This window comes from Phytopseudomonas argentinensis (genome assembly GCF_900113905.1).
Classification (GTDB): Bacteria; Pseudomonadota; Gammaproteobacteria; order Pseudomonadales; family Pseudomonadaceae; genus Aquipseudomonas; species Aquipseudomonas argentinensis.
In genome coordinates this window covers 562,831-575,448 of sequence record NZ_FORC01000002.1, presented here as the reverse complement: position 1 = coordinate 575,448, position 12,618 = coordinate 562,831, and the positions used below count along the sequence as shown (strand labels likewise).

The 12,618-nt window shown below is 65.3% G+C and carries 12 protein-coding genes; 4 read left to right on the top strand and 8 right to left on the bottom strand.

Annotation, left to right across the window (positions count from 1 at the left end; genetic code table 11):
- Nucleotides 1-29: 29 nt before the first annotated feature.
- Nucleotides 30-1,124, bottom strand: a complete 1,095-nt coding sequence (locus BM154_RS11180; RefSeq protein ID WP_074883344.1) for an AI-2E family transporter — start codon at nt 1,122-1,124, stop codon at nt 30-32.
- 102 nt (nt 1,125-1,226) lie between these two features.
- The gene (locus tag BM154_RS11175) at nt 1,227-2,327 is read right to left on the bottom strand and encodes a DUF2066 domain-containing protein (protein ID WP_074883341.1); all 1,101 of its coding nucleotides are present in this window, start codon (nt 2,325-2,327) and stop codon (nt 1,227-1,229) included.
- 295 nt (nt 2,328-2,622) lie between these two features.
- Between BM154_RS11175 and purM the strand changes: the two genes are divergently transcribed.
- From purM to BM154_RS11155, 4 genes are all read left to right on the top strand, one after another.
- A complete protein-coding gene (purM, locus tag BM154_RS11170) occupies nt 2,623-3,681 on the top strand; it encodes a phosphoribosylformylglycinamidine cyclo-ligase (protein ID WP_074883338.1) in 1,059 nt (352 codons plus the stop codon).
- Between the two features lie 10 nt (nt 3,682-3,691).
- Nucleotides 3,692-4,366: a phosphoribosylglycinamide formyltransferase gene (gene purN / locus BM154_RS11165; protein ID WP_074883335.1), complete on the top strand. Its 675-nt coding sequence runs from the start codon at nt 3,692-3,694 to the stop codon at nt 4,364-4,366.
- Nucleotides 4,351-5,067 carry a DUF3108 domain-containing protein gene (locus tag BM154_RS11160; RefSeq protein WP_074883333.1) on the top strand — a complete coding sequence of 239 codons (717 nt, stop codon included), beginning with the start codon at nt 4,351-4,353 and terminating at the stop codon, nt 5,065-5,067. Before purN ends, BM154_RS11160 begins: the two co-directional genes overlap by 16 nt.
- A gap of 201 nt (nt 5,068-5,268) precedes the next feature.
- Nucleotides 5,269-5,451: a hypothetical protein gene (locus BM154_RS11155; protein ID WP_074883329.1), complete on the top strand. Its 183-nt coding sequence runs from the start codon at nt 5,269-5,271 to the stop codon at nt 5,449-5,451.
- 53 nt (nt 5,452-5,504) lie between these two features.
- Here BM154_RS11155 and BM154_RS11150 read toward each other — a convergent pair whose 3' ends face one another.
- The 6 genes from BM154_RS11150 to BM154_RS11125 form a co-directional block, all read right to left on the bottom strand.
- On the bottom strand, nt 5,505-6,044 hold the full coding sequence (locus tag BM154_RS11150) for a DUF2058 domain-containing protein (RefSeq protein WP_074883326.1): 540 nt from the start codon (nt 6,042-6,044) through the stop codon (nt 5,505-5,507).
- Nucleotides 6,045-6,121: 77 nt separating this feature from the next.
- On the bottom strand, nt 6,122-6,949 hold the full coding sequence (gene mazG, locus BM154_RS11145) for a nucleoside triphosphate pyrophosphohydrolase (RefSeq protein WP_074883323.1): 828 nt from the start codon (nt 6,947-6,949) through the stop codon (nt 6,122-6,124).
- A 42-nt stretch (nt 6,950-6,991) separates the two neighbouring features.
- Nucleotides 6,992-9,238, bottom strand: coding sequence for a GTP diphosphokinase (relA, locus tag BM154_RS11140; protein ID WP_074883320.1), 2,247 nt, complete (start codon nt 9,236-9,238; stop codon nt 6,992-6,994).
- 111 nt (nt 9,239-9,349) lie between these two features.
- On the bottom strand, nt 9,350-10,699 hold the full coding sequence (rlmD, locus tag BM154_RS11135) for a 23S rRNA (uracil(1939)-C(5))-methyltransferase RlmD (protein ID WP_074883313.1): 1,350 nt from the start codon (nt 10,697-10,699) through the stop codon (nt 9,350-9,352).
- Nucleotides 10,699-11,604, bottom strand: coding sequence for a cysteine synthase CysM (cysM, locus tag BM154_RS11130; protein WP_074885290.1), 906 nt, complete (start codon nt 11,602-11,604; stop codon nt 10,699-10,701). Before cysM ends, rlmD begins: the two co-directional genes overlap by 1 nt.
- Before the next feature lie 195 nt (nt 11,605-11,799).
- Nucleotides 11,800-12,618 carry an ABC transporter ATP-binding protein gene (locus BM154_RS11125; protein ID WP_074883309.1) on the bottom strand — a complete coding sequence of 273 codons (819 nt, stop codon included), beginning with the start codon at nt 12,616-12,618 and terminating at the stop codon, nt 11,800-11,802.

The following is a 12,618-nucleotide window of genomic DNA, read 5'->3' as shown; positions in this document are numbered from 1 at the left end:
CTTAGCTGCGCTGGAAGGGCGAATCGTGATCAACGCCTGTTGCGCCCTTCCCGCTGCGCGACCGGGCCGTGCCCGGCGTAGGTGCCCGAATGCGTGTACAGCGCATGGACGTGACGCAACAGCACCATGATCACCGCCGCGACCGGCAGCGCCAGGAGGATGCCAGTGAAGCCGAACAACTGACCGCCGGCCATTATCGCGAAGATCACCGCCACCGGGTGCAAGCCGATGCGATCACCGACCAGCAGCGGCGTCAGCAGCATGCCTTCGAGCAACTGCCCGACCACGAACACCCCGGCAATCGCCAGCAATGGGTAAGGGTCGCCACCGAACTGGAACAGGCCGGCCAGCAGCGCACTGCCGATGCCCACCACCACGCCCAGATACGGCACGATGCTCGCCAGCCCCGCCAACACACCGATCAACAGCCCCAGCTCCAGGCCGATGGCCATCAGACCGACCGCGTACATCGCGCCCAGCGCCAGCATCACCAGCAATTGCCCACGCAGGAAGGCGCCCAGCACCTCGTGGCATTCGCCGCACAGCTTTACCACCACGCCTTCGTTGTCGCGCGGTACCAGGCTGCGCAGCCTGGCGACCAGCAGATCCCAGTCGCGCATCAGGTAGAAGCTGACCACCGGGATCAGCAGCAGATTGGCCACCCAGGCCACCAGGGCCAGGCTCGAGGCCGTGACCTGGGAGAGTACCAGTCCGGCAATGCCGGTGGTCTGGCCCAGATGCTCGGAGAAAGCTTGCTTCAGTTGGTCGAACCGCCAGAAGCCCTCGTTCAACCCGAGCTTGATCTGGATCCAGGGCAGCGCCTGGTTCTGCGCCCAGTCGAGCATCTGCGGCAGCAGTTCGTAAAGACGCGCCAGCTGCTTGCCCAACATCGGGATCAGCACCAGCAAGGCCAGCGCCATCAGCAAGGTGAACAGGCCGAATACCACGATCACGCCCCAGGTGCGCGACAGCTTCAGGCGCTCCAGGCGGTCGACCAGCGGATCACCCAGGTAGGCGATCAGAATACCGACCAGAAACGGTGACAGGATCGGATGCAACAGGTACAGCAGGCCGCCCAGCACCAGCACGGCAGTGATCCACAGCCAGCGAGACGAAACGGGCATGCTCGATCCTCAGAAACAGATATCAGGTCAGGGCGCACTCGCAAAACGACCTCGGCCATGGCCGAGGTCGTCGAAAGCGAAGCGGTTCAGATGAGCGGCAGTCTACCAGCGAAAGTACAGGACATCGCCACGGGGTTTAGCATCGGCTGCCGGCGGAGTCGCCTGAGGCTGCGTGGGCGGCTGGCTGGCGTCCACAGGCTCCTGCGGCTCGGCGGAGGCTTGCGGCTCTAGGGGGGCCGGCGCCTCGGCAGCCAGCTCGGCAGCCGACACCTCATGCAGTTGCAACAGACCCAGCTGGGTGCGCAGTTGCTCGGCGCTGGCGCTGACCTTGTAGATCAGCCGATCGGCTGCTACCGACTGCAACTGACCGCCAAAGGGCTCGAGCACCCGCTGCAATTCCGCATAACGCGACAGATCGGCACCGATGATTTCCACCGTCTGCGTCGAGCTGGCGCCCGGCGCGACGACGAAACGCGGCGCCAGGCGCTCGCTAACCGCCAGCAACACGGCATCGGCCAACGCGGCCTGATCAGCGCCTTCGGCCTTGCCCTGCTCGCGCTCGTCGCCCAGCCACAGTTGCCAGTTGGCCTGCCACTTGCCGTCCGCTTGGCTGGCGCGCACCGCCAGCAAGGCGTCGGCGCCGTAACGCTCGGAGGCCGACCGCAGCTCACCCGGATCCTTGGCGCCAAGCGCTTCCTTGGTGGCCACCAGCTGCTCGCTGAGATCGGCCAGCGGCAGGCGCAGTGGCAGGCCACGGTGCTGGGCCGCCTCACGTAGTGGCTCGGCGGCGGCCTGGCCATCACCGACCACATTCGCGCCATCGACCGTTTCGTTCAGCCACCAGGCGAGAATGGCCGGGCGGTTGACACCCCACAGCGGCAAGCCGGCCTGGCGCAGGGAGCGATCGGTGGACACCGCATCGAAATCGACGACCAGATGATCGCCCTCATAACCGTACTGGCTGATGATCTGCTGGGGATCCTTGCGCAATTCGGCCAGTGCCGAGCCCTTGGCCGCCTCCGGCTTGCCGGTCAGACGCAGCACCAGCGTCTCGACCGCGCGCTGCAAGGCCGCATCACGCTCTTCGGGCTGCTGGCTGGCAACCGTTTCGCGCACCTGGTAAAGGTCGCTTACCGTAGCCGCCAGGGTCGGCAGGCTCAGCAGTGACAGGCAAAGAAGCAGGGGGCGGAAGGTCGGGCGCATGAACGGAGAACTCTCGGCTGAAAGAAGGCGGCGCGCGGTAACAGGCCGTGGCGCTATACCTTAGGGGCTGTTGCCATGGCATCGCAAGGCGCGTGGCCATTACCGCCCATGGCTGGCCCAGGGTATGACCGGCGATGCCAGGCCAGGTTTCAGCGCCTGCCCCCCTGCCCGGTGACCCGCACTCGGCACGGTGGCTGGCCGCTGCCCGGCAAGCCTGATAAAATCGCGCGCCTTCGCAGAACGGCCCCCAGGGGTCGACGCTATTCCGACTTTCCCCTTCCAAAGGCCTGGATCTATGAGCAAGCAACCCTCCATCAGCTACAAGGACGCAGGTGTAGATATCGACGCGGGCGAAGCCCTGGTCGAACGCATCAAGGGCGTAGCCAAGCGCACCGCCCGTCCTGAAGTCATGGGTGGCCTGGGTGGCTTCGGCGCCCTGTGCGAGATCCCGGCCGGCTACAAGCAGCCCGTACTGGTGTCCGGCACCGATGGCGTGGGTACCAAGTTGCGCCTGGCGCTGAACCTCAACAAGCACGACAGCATCGGCCAGGACCTGGTCGCCATGTGCGTCAACGACCTGGTGGTGTGTGGCGCCGAGCCGCTGTTCTTCCTCGACTACTACGCCACCGGCAAGCTCAATGTCGACGTGGCTGCCACCGTGGTCACCGGCATCGGCGCCGGTTGCGAGCTGGCCGGCTGCTCGCTGGTCGGTGGGGAAACCGCCGAGATGCCGGGCATGTATGAAGGCGAAGACTACGACCTGGCCGGTTTCTGCGTGGGCGTGGTGGAAAAGGCCGAGATCATCGACGGCTCCAAGGTCGCCACTGGCGATGCACTGATCGCCCTGCCCTCCTCCGGCCCGCACTCCAACGGCTACTCACTGATCCGCAAGATCCTCGAAGTGTCCGGCACCGATATCGAGAACACCCAGCTCGATGGCAAGCCCTTGGCCGACCTGCTGATGGCGCCGACGCGCATCTACGTCAAGCCGCTGCTGGAGCTGATCAAGAAGACCGGCGCGGTCAAGGCCATGGCCCACATCACCGGCGGCGGCCTGCTGGACAACATCCCGCGCGTACTGCCGGACAACGCTCAGGCGGTGATCGACGTGGCCAGCTGGCAGCGCCCGGCGGTGTTCGACTTCCTGCAGGACAAAGGCAATGTCGACGAGCACGAGATGCACCGCGTGCTGAACTGCGGCGTGGGCATGGTCATCTGCGTCGCTCAGGATCAGGTCGACACCGCCCTGCAGAGCCTGCGCAGCGCCGGTGAGCAGCCCTGGGTCATCGGCCAGATCGCCGCGGCAGCCGAAGGCGCCGAGCGCGTGGTGCTGAACAATCTGAAAACCCACTGATAGGCACCTAATGCCGCCATCCTGCAATGTAGTGGTGCTGCTGTCGGGCACCGGCAGCAACCTTCAGGCGCTGATCGACAGCAGCGCTGATGGCGAGAACCCGGCGCGCATCGCCGCGGTGATCGCCAACCGCAGCGATGCCTACGGCCTGCAACGCGCGCAGGCCGCCGGCATCGCTACCCGGGTACTCGAGCACGGTGATTATCAGGGCCGTGACGCCTTCGATGCCGCGCTGATGCAGACCATTGACGGCTTCGACCCACAGTTGGTGGTGCTTGCCGGCTTCATGCGCATTCTCACCCCGACCTTCGTGCGCCACTACCATGGTCGCCTGCTGAACATCCATCCCTCGCTGCTGCCGCGCCACAAAGGCCTGCACACCCATCAGCGCGCGCTGGAGGCCGGTGACACCGAACATGGCTGCAGCGTGCACTTCGTGACCGAGGAACTCGATGGTGGCCCTCTGGTCGTACAGGCAGTGATCCCGGTACATTCGCAGGACACGGCCGCCAGCCTGGCGCAGCGGGTTCACGCCGAGGAGCACCGGATCTACCCGCTGGCCGTACGCTGGTTCGCCGAGGGGCGTTTGCTCCTCACGGACGCCGGCCCCCAGTTCGACGGTGTTGCACTGCCGCCCACCGGTTACCCCATCAATAGCAAGGAGACTCCATGCGCCGCGCCTTAATGCTTGCCCTGGCGTTGTTCAGCCTGCCTGCCCTCGCCGCAGAGCCGAAGCCCTTCTCCGCCAGCTACACCGCCGACTGGAAGCAGGTTCCGGTCAGCGGCTCAGCCGAACGCAGCCTGCAAAAGCTCGACGATGGCCGCTGGCAACTGGTCTTCAAGGCCTCCATGCTGGTCGCCGGCTTGACCGAACAGAGCACCTTCACGGTCGATGGTGATGCCTTCCTGCCGCAAAGCTACAAGTTCGAGCGCAGCGGCCTTGGCAAGAGCAAGGACGTGGAGTTCGATTTCGACTGGTCGCAAAAACAGGTGATCGGCAGCGACCGTGGCAATCCGGTGCGCTTTCCGCTCAACCGCGGCATGCAGGACAAGTCGACCTACCAGTTGGCCCTGCAACATGACGTGGCCGCCGGCGAGAAGAGCATGAGCTATCAGGTGGTCGATGGCGACGAGATCGAAACCTACGACTTCCGAATTCTGGGCGAAGAGGTGGTACGCACCGCCGCCGGCCTGATCGACGCCATCAAGGTCGAGCGTGTTCGTGACCCGACGCAAAGCAGCCGCAAGACCATCCTGTGGTTCGCCAAGGACTGGGACTACCTACTGGTACGCCTGCATCAGGTGGAAAAGGACGGCAAGGAATACCAGATCATGCTCAAGTCGGGCACGGTCGACGGCAAGAATGTCGAGGGTCGACGAGACTGATAGCGATCGTTGCAACGAAAAGCCGGGCATGTCCCGGCTTTTTTGCGCCTGTCGTTTGCAGACGGCGTCATGGCACAAACGAAGCGCCCGGGGAACTTGTAACTAATTGATACAGTCGTAATCCTGTCGTTGCTTAGCAGGCTAAGCACGCACGTAAAAGGCTTTGCGCCGCATCTATCCGGCAAAACTGGAGAAACAACAATGAGCGTAGTAGTAGTGACCGAGCGTGACGAACACCACATGTCTCATGAAGCCCAGGCCGAAGGCAAACGCATCTGGGACGTCTATCAGAACGACCAGTTGGTCGGCATCTTTCCCTCTGAAGAAGAGGCCGTTGCCTACCGAGCGGAATTGGAATCCTCCGAAGCAGCCCAGACCCACTGACCAAACAGCATGAAAAAGCCCGCTGATCGCGGGCTTTTTCATGCCTCAATGGCTTACCACATCAGGTCGTCAGGTACCTGATATGCCGCGTAGGGATCGTCCTCGTCGGGCGCTTCGGTCGGTGTGTTGAGCAGCAGCACGCGCTGTGGGTCGCGCTCCTGGATCCGCAGCGCGGCCTCGCGGGGGATCACCTCGTAACCACCGCCGTGGCGCACGATGGCCAGCGAACCGCGGCTGAGCTTGTCACGCATCAGGGCATTGACCGGCAGACGCTTGACCTTCTTGTCGTCGACGAAGTTGTAGTAGTCCTCGGTGGTCAGCTTGGGCAGGCGCGAGGCCTCGATCAATTGCTTGATCTGCGCCGCACGGGCCTTCTGCTCGGCCTTTTCCTGCTGCTGGCGGTTGAGTTCCTGGTCGCGCGCGGCCTTCTCGGCCTTGGCCTGCTGGGCCGCAAGCTGGCTGCTCTTGTCTTCTTCGGCCTGGCCCTTCTTCACCATGCGCTGCTGTTTGTGCTGTTGCTTGCTGGCCTGCTTGACCTGCTTCTCGTTGACCAGCCCTGCCTTGAGCAACTGGTCACGTAGTGAAATCGCCATAACCTACCTATCCGCAGACAATTAATGAGATGGGCATGCCCATCGGATATCCGTCGAAGCCGCTGCGCCTGTACGGCTCAGCAACCCCGCTGCTTCTCGATTTTCTTGGCCTCGCCCCACAGGGCGTCGAGCTCATCCAGGGTGCAATTCTCGATGGGCCGGCCCGCTTCGCGCAATGCCTGCTCGATAAAGCGAAAACGTCGCTCGAACTTGCCGTTGGCCGCACGCAAGGCCGCCTCGGGATCGACCTTCAGGTGCCGGGCCAGATTGGTGGCGCTGAACAGCAGATCGCCGATCTCCTCGGCGATGGCCTCGGGGTCGTTCTCACTGATGGCTTCGAGCACTTCGTCCAGTTCCTCGCGCACCTTGTCGAGCACCGGCAGCGCATCCGGCCAGTCGAAACCGACCCGCGCGGCACGACCCTGCAGCTTCTTGGCGCGGCTCAGCGCCGGCAGGACGGCGGGCACGTCATCGAGCAGCGACAGTTGCTGCGGCGCCGCCGAACGCTCGGCCCGCTCCTCGGCCTTGATCGCCTCCCAGCGCTGCTTGACCTCGGCTTCACTCAGGCGCGGCTGATCGAGCGGGCCATACAGGTCGCCATCGGGAAATACGTGGGGGTGGCGCCGCACCAGCTTGCGGGTGATGCCATCGACCACCGCAGCGAAATCGAAGCGCCCTTCCTCCCTGGCCAATTGGCTGTAATAGACCACCTGGAACAGCAGGTCGCCAAGCTCGCCGGGCAGTTCATCGAAGGCCTCGCGCTCGATGGCATCGGCCACCTCGTAGGCCTCCTCGAGGGTATGCGGCACGATGCTCGCGTAGGACTGTTTCACGTCCCACGGGCAGCCGTGCTGCGGGTCTCGCAAGCGGGCCATCAGGTTGAGCAGATCGTTGAGTTGGTACATGTACAGATCCAGTCGATGCCGGGGCGCCTCGCGCCCGGGTACTCACGGCGCCCGGTGGCGCCGCGCTTCGATGATGTTGGGTAGCTGCGAGATGCGTCCGAGCAGGCGGCCCAAGGCATCCAGGCCGGGAATCTCCACGGTCAGCGACATCGACGCGGTGTTGTCTTCCTTGTTGGAGCGGGTATTGACCGCCAGCACGTTGAGCTTCTCGTTGAGCAGCATCTGGGTGACGTCGCGCAGCAGGCCGGAACGGTCGTAGGCGCGGATGATGATGTCCACCGGATAGGTCTGCACCGGCACCGGCCCCCAGCTGACCTGGATGATCCGTTCGGGCTCGCGGCTGCCGAGCTGCAGCACCGCCGCACAATCCTGACGGTGGATGCTGACGCCGCGGCCCAGGGTGATGTAGCCGACGATGGGGTCGCCCGGCAGCGGCTGGCAGCAGCCGGCCATCTGGGTCATCAGGTTGCCGACGCCCTGGATCTGGATGTCGCCGCGCTTGCCCGGTTTGAAGCCCTGGGCCTTGCGCGGGATCAGTTCGAGCTGCTCGTTGCCACGCTCCGGCTCGACCAGTTGCTGGGCCAGGTTGACCAGTTGCGCCAGGCGCAGGTCGCCAGCGCCCAGGGACGCGAACAGATCCTCGGCGGTCTTGAGATTGGCCTTCTCGGCGAGTTTCTCGAAATCCACCGGTGGCAGCGCGACCCTGGCCAGCTCTCGCTCGAGCATGGCCTTGCCGGCAGCGACGTTCTGGTCACGATCCTGCAGCTTGAACCAGTGGACGATCTTCGCCCGTGCCCGCGAGGTGGTCACGTAGCCCAGGTTGGAGTTCAGCCAGTCGCGGCTCGGCGTGCCCTGCTTGCTGGTGATGATCTCCACCTGCTCGCCGGTCTGCAGGCTGTAGTTGAGCGGCACGATGCGCCCGTTGATCTTGGCGCCGCGGCAGTTGTGGCCGATCTCGGTATGCACCCGATAGGCGAAATCCAGTGGTGTGGCGCCCTTGGGCAGGTCGATGGCGTGGCCGTCGGGGGTGAACACGTAGACCCGGTCAGGCTCGATGTCGACGCGCAGCTGCTCGGCCAGGCCACCGATGTCGCCCAGCTCCTCGTGCCATTCGAGCACCTGGCGCAGCCAGGAAATCTTCTCCTCGTAGTGGTTGGAGCCGGACTTGACGTCGGTGCCCTTGTAGCGCCAGTGGGCGCAGACGCCGAGTTCGGCCTCCTCATGCATGTTGGAGGTGCGGATCTGCACCTCCAGCACCTTGCCTTCCGGGCCCAGCACCGCGGTGTGCAGCGAGCGGTAACCGTTCTCCTTGGGGTTGGCGATGTAGTCGTCGAACTCCTTGGGGATGTGCCGCCACAGCGTATGCACGATACCCAGGGCGGTGTAGCAGTCGCGCACCGCCGGCACCAGCACGCGCACCGCGCGCACGTCGTAGATCTGGCTGAACTGCAGGCCCTTGCGCTGCATCTTGCGCCAGATCGAATAGATATGTTTCGCCCGGCCGCTGATGTCGGCCTGGATGCCGGTAGCCTCGAGTTCCTCGCGCAACTGCTCCATCACTTCGTTGATGTAGTGCTCGCGGTCCAGGCGCCGCTCGTGCAGCAGATTGGCGATCTGCTTGTACTGCTCGGGCTCCAGGTAGCGGAACGAAAGATCCTCGAGTTCCCACTTGATATGGCCGATGCCCAGGCGATGGGCCAGCGGCGCGTAGATGTCGAAGACCTCGCGGGCCACGCGCTGGCGGCGCTCCTCGTCGGTGTCCTTGACGGCGCGGATCGCGCAGGTACGCTCGGCCAGCTTGATCAGCGCCACGCGCACGTCGTCGACCATGGCCACCAGCATCTTGCGCAGGTTGTCGACCTGGGCCTGGGAACCCAGCACCGTGGACTCGCCGCGCGGGTTGAGGCTGGCACTGATGGCCGCCATGCGCAGCACACCCTCGATCAGCTTGGCGACCACCGGACCGAAGCGCTGGCGTACGTCAGCCAGGGGAATCTTGCCTTCACGCACGCCGCGATAGATGACGGCGGCGACCAGCGAGTCCTGGTCGAGCTTGAGGTCGGCGAGAATCTCGGCGATTTCCAGGCCCGCACTGAAACTGGAGGCACCTTCGGTCCACAGATTCTGCGCCGCGTTGGCCTGTTGCTCGGCCGCCCGGGCGAATTCACAGGCAGCACGCAGCGCGTCGCGGTCGAGCGCCGGGTCGACACTCGTGACGTGCTCCAGCCAGGCCTCGAGATTGATACTGCCATCGTCGTTGATGGGCTGGTGCACTCTAACCTGAACCATCTATTACCTTCCCTATCACGGGGCACGCCCCGCTGAATGTCGCCGGGCTTCTGCGAGCCGGTCGGTTGACCAATCGGCGCAAATCCTGTGCGCCACTGCATTACTGACAGCTTAGCGCTCGAACAGCGCCATCGCCTCGACATGCGCCGTTTGCGGAAACATGTCGAGAATACCGGCTTTCTTCAAGCGATAACCCTGTTGCAACAATTCGCCACTGTCGCGCGCCAGGGTCGTTGGATTACAGGAAACGTAAACCAGCCGCCTGGCACCAAGACTGGCCATCTGCCTGACCACCTGCAGCGCGCCGTCACGCGGCGGGTCGAGCACGATGGCGTCGAAACCGCCCGCCGCCCAGCCGGCCTCGGCCAGCGGGTTGGACAGATCGGCCTGGTAAAAGTGCGCATTGGCCAGGCCGTTGCTGCGGGCATTGTCCGCCGCCCCCTCGACCATGGCCTGCACGCCTTCCACGGCGATCACCTCGCGGGCGCGCTGGGCCAGCGGCAGAGCGAAATTGCCCAGCCCGCAGAACAGATCCAACACCCGCTCGTGTTCACGCGGTGCCAGCCACTGCAAGGCCTGGGCCACCATGGCGGCGTTGACCGCCGCGTTGACCTGCACGAAGTCGCCTGGTCGGTAGGCCAACTGCAGATCCCACTCATCAAGGCAATAGCCCAGCACCTGGCTGGCATCCAGCGGTTGCGGCGCGCCCTCGCCCTGCAGCCACAACTGGGCGTCATGGACCGAGCAGAACGCCTGCAAGCGGGCCAGGTCCACTTCACTGAGGGGCTCGGTATGGCGGACAAGGATGGCACTGGCCGTGCCCTGGAACAGCTCCACGTGACCAATGGCGCGCGGCGCCTGCAAACCGCCGAGCAGCGCCGGCAGTGCGCGCAGGATCGGCTGCAGCGGCTCGACCAGCACCGGGCACTCGCTGATGGCGACGATGTCCTGGCTGGCCGCGGCGCGAAAGCCGACCTCCAGGCGCTTGTTGCGCGCATCCCAGCGCACCGCAATACGGGCGCGGCGACGGTAGGCGAATTCCTGGCTGGTCAGCGGCTCGGCCCAGCTTTCGGGCTGCAGGCCGCCAAGGCGCTCGAGCTGTTCGGCGAGCATGCGCTGCTTGAGTGCCAGCTGCTCGGCATGGGGAATATGCTGCACGCTGCAGCCACCACAGATGCGCGCATGCACGCAGGGCTCAGGGCGACGTTCGGGGCTGGCCTGGAACACCCGTTCGGTGCGCGCCTCTACCACCTTGCTGCGCGCATCCAGTACCCGGGCCTCGACCTCTTCACCCGGCAGCGCACCGCTGACGAACCAGGTACGCCCGTCGATAAAGGCGATGCCCCGGCCATCGTTGGCCAGGCGCTCGATCGTCAGGCGCTGTTTCTTGCCCACCGGCACCTGGGCGGCACGGGTGCCACCGCTGGGCTGAAAGCGCAGGCCGCCGTTCTTGCGGGCCATCAGCGCGCGACGGCGTCGTACACGCCGGTGGACAGGTAGCGGTCGCCGCGATCGCAGATGATGGCGACCAGCACGGCGTTTTCCAGTTCCCGGGACAGGCGCAGCATGGCCGCCACCGCGCCACCGGACGACACGCCACAGAAGATGCCCTCTTCCCGGGCCATACGGCGCATCACATCCTCAGCCTCGGCCTGGCCCATGTCGACGATGCGGTCGACCCGCTCGGATTCGAAAATCTTCGGCAGGTATTCCTGCGGCCAGCGGCGGATGCCCGGAATGGCCGCTCCTTCCATTGGCTGCAGGCCGACGATCTGCACGGCCGGGTTCTGCTCCTTGAGGTAACGCGACACGCCCATGATGGTGCCGGTGGTGCCCATGGAGCTGATGAAGTGGGTGATCTGCCCGCCGGTCTGGCGCCAGATTTCCGGGCCGGTACTGGTGTAGTGGGCGACCGGGTTATCGCCATTGGCGAACTGATCGAGCACCTTGCCGCGGCCCTCGGCCTGCATGGCCAGCGCCAGGTCGCGGGCGCCTTCCATGCCCTCTTCCTTGCTGACCAGTATCAGCTCGGCGCCATAGGCGGTCATCGCCGCCTTGCGCTCGGCGCTGGAGTTGTCCGGCATGATCAGGATCATCTGGTAACCCTTGATCGCCGCGGCCATGGCCAGGGCGATGCCGGTGTTGCCGGAGGTGGCTTCGATCAGCGTGTCGCCAGGCTGGATGTCACCGCGCAGCTCGGCACGGGCGATCATCGACAGCGCCGGGCGATCCTTCACCGAGCCGGCCGGATTGTTGCCTTCGAGCTTGACCAGCAGGGTGTTGCTGGTGGTGCCGGGCAGGCGTTGCAGGCGAACCAGCGGCGTGTTGCCGACGCATTCGGCGATCGTGGGGTATTGCTGGGTCATGGCGTCGATCGGGTCCAGACGGCTGCAGGGGGCGGCCATGATACCGGCAAATCGATGCAACCCCTACTCCCCGCTACGCGCGCCAACGGGAACGGGCATGACGCCCCGATCGCGCCCGAGCCCGCCGCTGGCGGCCTTGCCGGCTAGTGGCCGGGTGTCGGCGAACCAGGCGATCTAAGCTGATAACCGATTCATCTAACGCCGACTGATGCCAGCGATGATTGGCGTACCGCTGAGCGGGTCGCGCATCAGGGTGCAGCGCACCTCGTACAGTTGTTCGACCAGCTCGGGGGTGACGACATCGGCTGGCGCGCCCTCGACGACGATGCGCCCGGCCTTCATCGCCACCAGATGATCGGCATAGCGGCAGGCGCTGGACAGGTCGTGCACCACCATGACCACGGTCTTGCCGGCCGCGGCCAGATCGCGAATCAGCTCGAAGACCTCGATCTGGTGGCCAAGGTCCAGCGCCGAGGTGGGCTCGTCGAGCAGCAGCAACGGCGTCTGCTGGGCCACCGCCATGGCGATCCAGGCGCGCTGGCGCTGGCCGCCGGACATCGACTCCAGCGGGCGCTCGGCCAGGGCCTGCAGGTCGGCCACGCGCAGTGCTTCCTCGACGATCGCCTGGTCCTCGGTCGACCACTGGCGCAGCAGGCTCTGGTGCGGCTGGCGGCCGAAGCGGATCAGTTCGGAGACGGTCAGGCCGTCCGGCGCGGAGGCGTCCTGGGGCAGCAGCGCCAGTTGCCGGGCGACCTGTTTGGACGGCAGGCTGCCGATAGCCTTGCCGTTGAGCAGCACCGCGCCGGCCGTGGGCTTGTGCAGGCGTGACAGCCCGGCCAGCAGGGTCGACTTGCCGCAGCCATTGGGGCCGACGATGGCCGTGACCTGCCCCGGCGGAATGCGCAGGGACAGTGCTTCGATGATCGCCGCCTGCGGGTAACCCAGGCTCAGGCGCTCGGCCTGCAGGGTGACCTCGGCCTCGGGCCTGGTGGCGAACAGGTTGGAGGTGGTCAT

Bases quoted from the DNA above. Each gene is read 5' to 3' on its own strand.
- BM154_RS11150 (WP_074883326.1), bottom strand. From the start codon at position 6,044: ATGGCGATTTCACTACGTGACCAGTTGCTCAAGGCAGGGCTGGTCAAC.
- BM154_RS11125 (WP_074883309.1), bottom strand. From the start codon at position 12,618: ATGACCACCTCCAACCTGTTCGCCACCAGGCCCGAGGCCGAGGTCACC.
- relA (WP_074883320.1), bottom strand. From the start codon at position 9,238: ATGGTTCAGGTTAGAGTGCACCAGCCCATCAACGACGATGGCAGTATC.
- BM154_RS11155 (WP_074883329.1), top strand. From the start codon at position 5,269: ATGAGCGTAGTAGTAGTGACCGAGCGTGACGAACACCACATGTCTCAT.
- BM154_RS11160 (WP_074883333.1), top strand. From the start codon at position 4,351: ATGCGCCGCGCCTTAATGCTTGCCCTGGCGTTGTTCAGCCTGCCTGCC.
- purN (WP_074883335.1), top strand. From the start codon at position 3,692: ATGCCGCCATCCTGCAATGTAGTGGTGCTGCTGTCGGGCACCGGCAGC.
- BM154_RS11180 (WP_074883344.1), bottom strand. From the start codon at position 1,124: ATGCCCGTTTCGTCTCGCTGGCTGTGGATCACTGCCGTGCTGGTGCTG.
- cysM (WP_074885290.1), bottom strand. From the start codon at position 11,604: ATGACCCAGCAATACCCCACGATCGCCGAATGCGTCGGCAACACGCCG.
- BM154_RS11175 (WP_074883341.1), bottom strand. From the start codon at position 2,327: ATGCGCCCGACCTTCCGCCCCCTGCTTCTTTGCCTGTCACTGCTGAGC.
- purM (WP_074883338.1), top strand. From the start codon at position 2,623: ATGAGCAAGCAACCCTCCATCAGCTACAAGGACGCAGGTGTAGATATC.
- mazG (WP_074883323.1), bottom strand. From the start codon at position 6,949: ATGTACCAACTCAACGATCTGCTCAACCTGATGGCCCGCTTGCGAGAC.
- rlmD (WP_074883313.1), bottom strand. From the start codon at position 10,699: ATGGCCCGCAAGAACGGCGGCCTGCGCTTTCAGCCCAGCGGTGGCACC.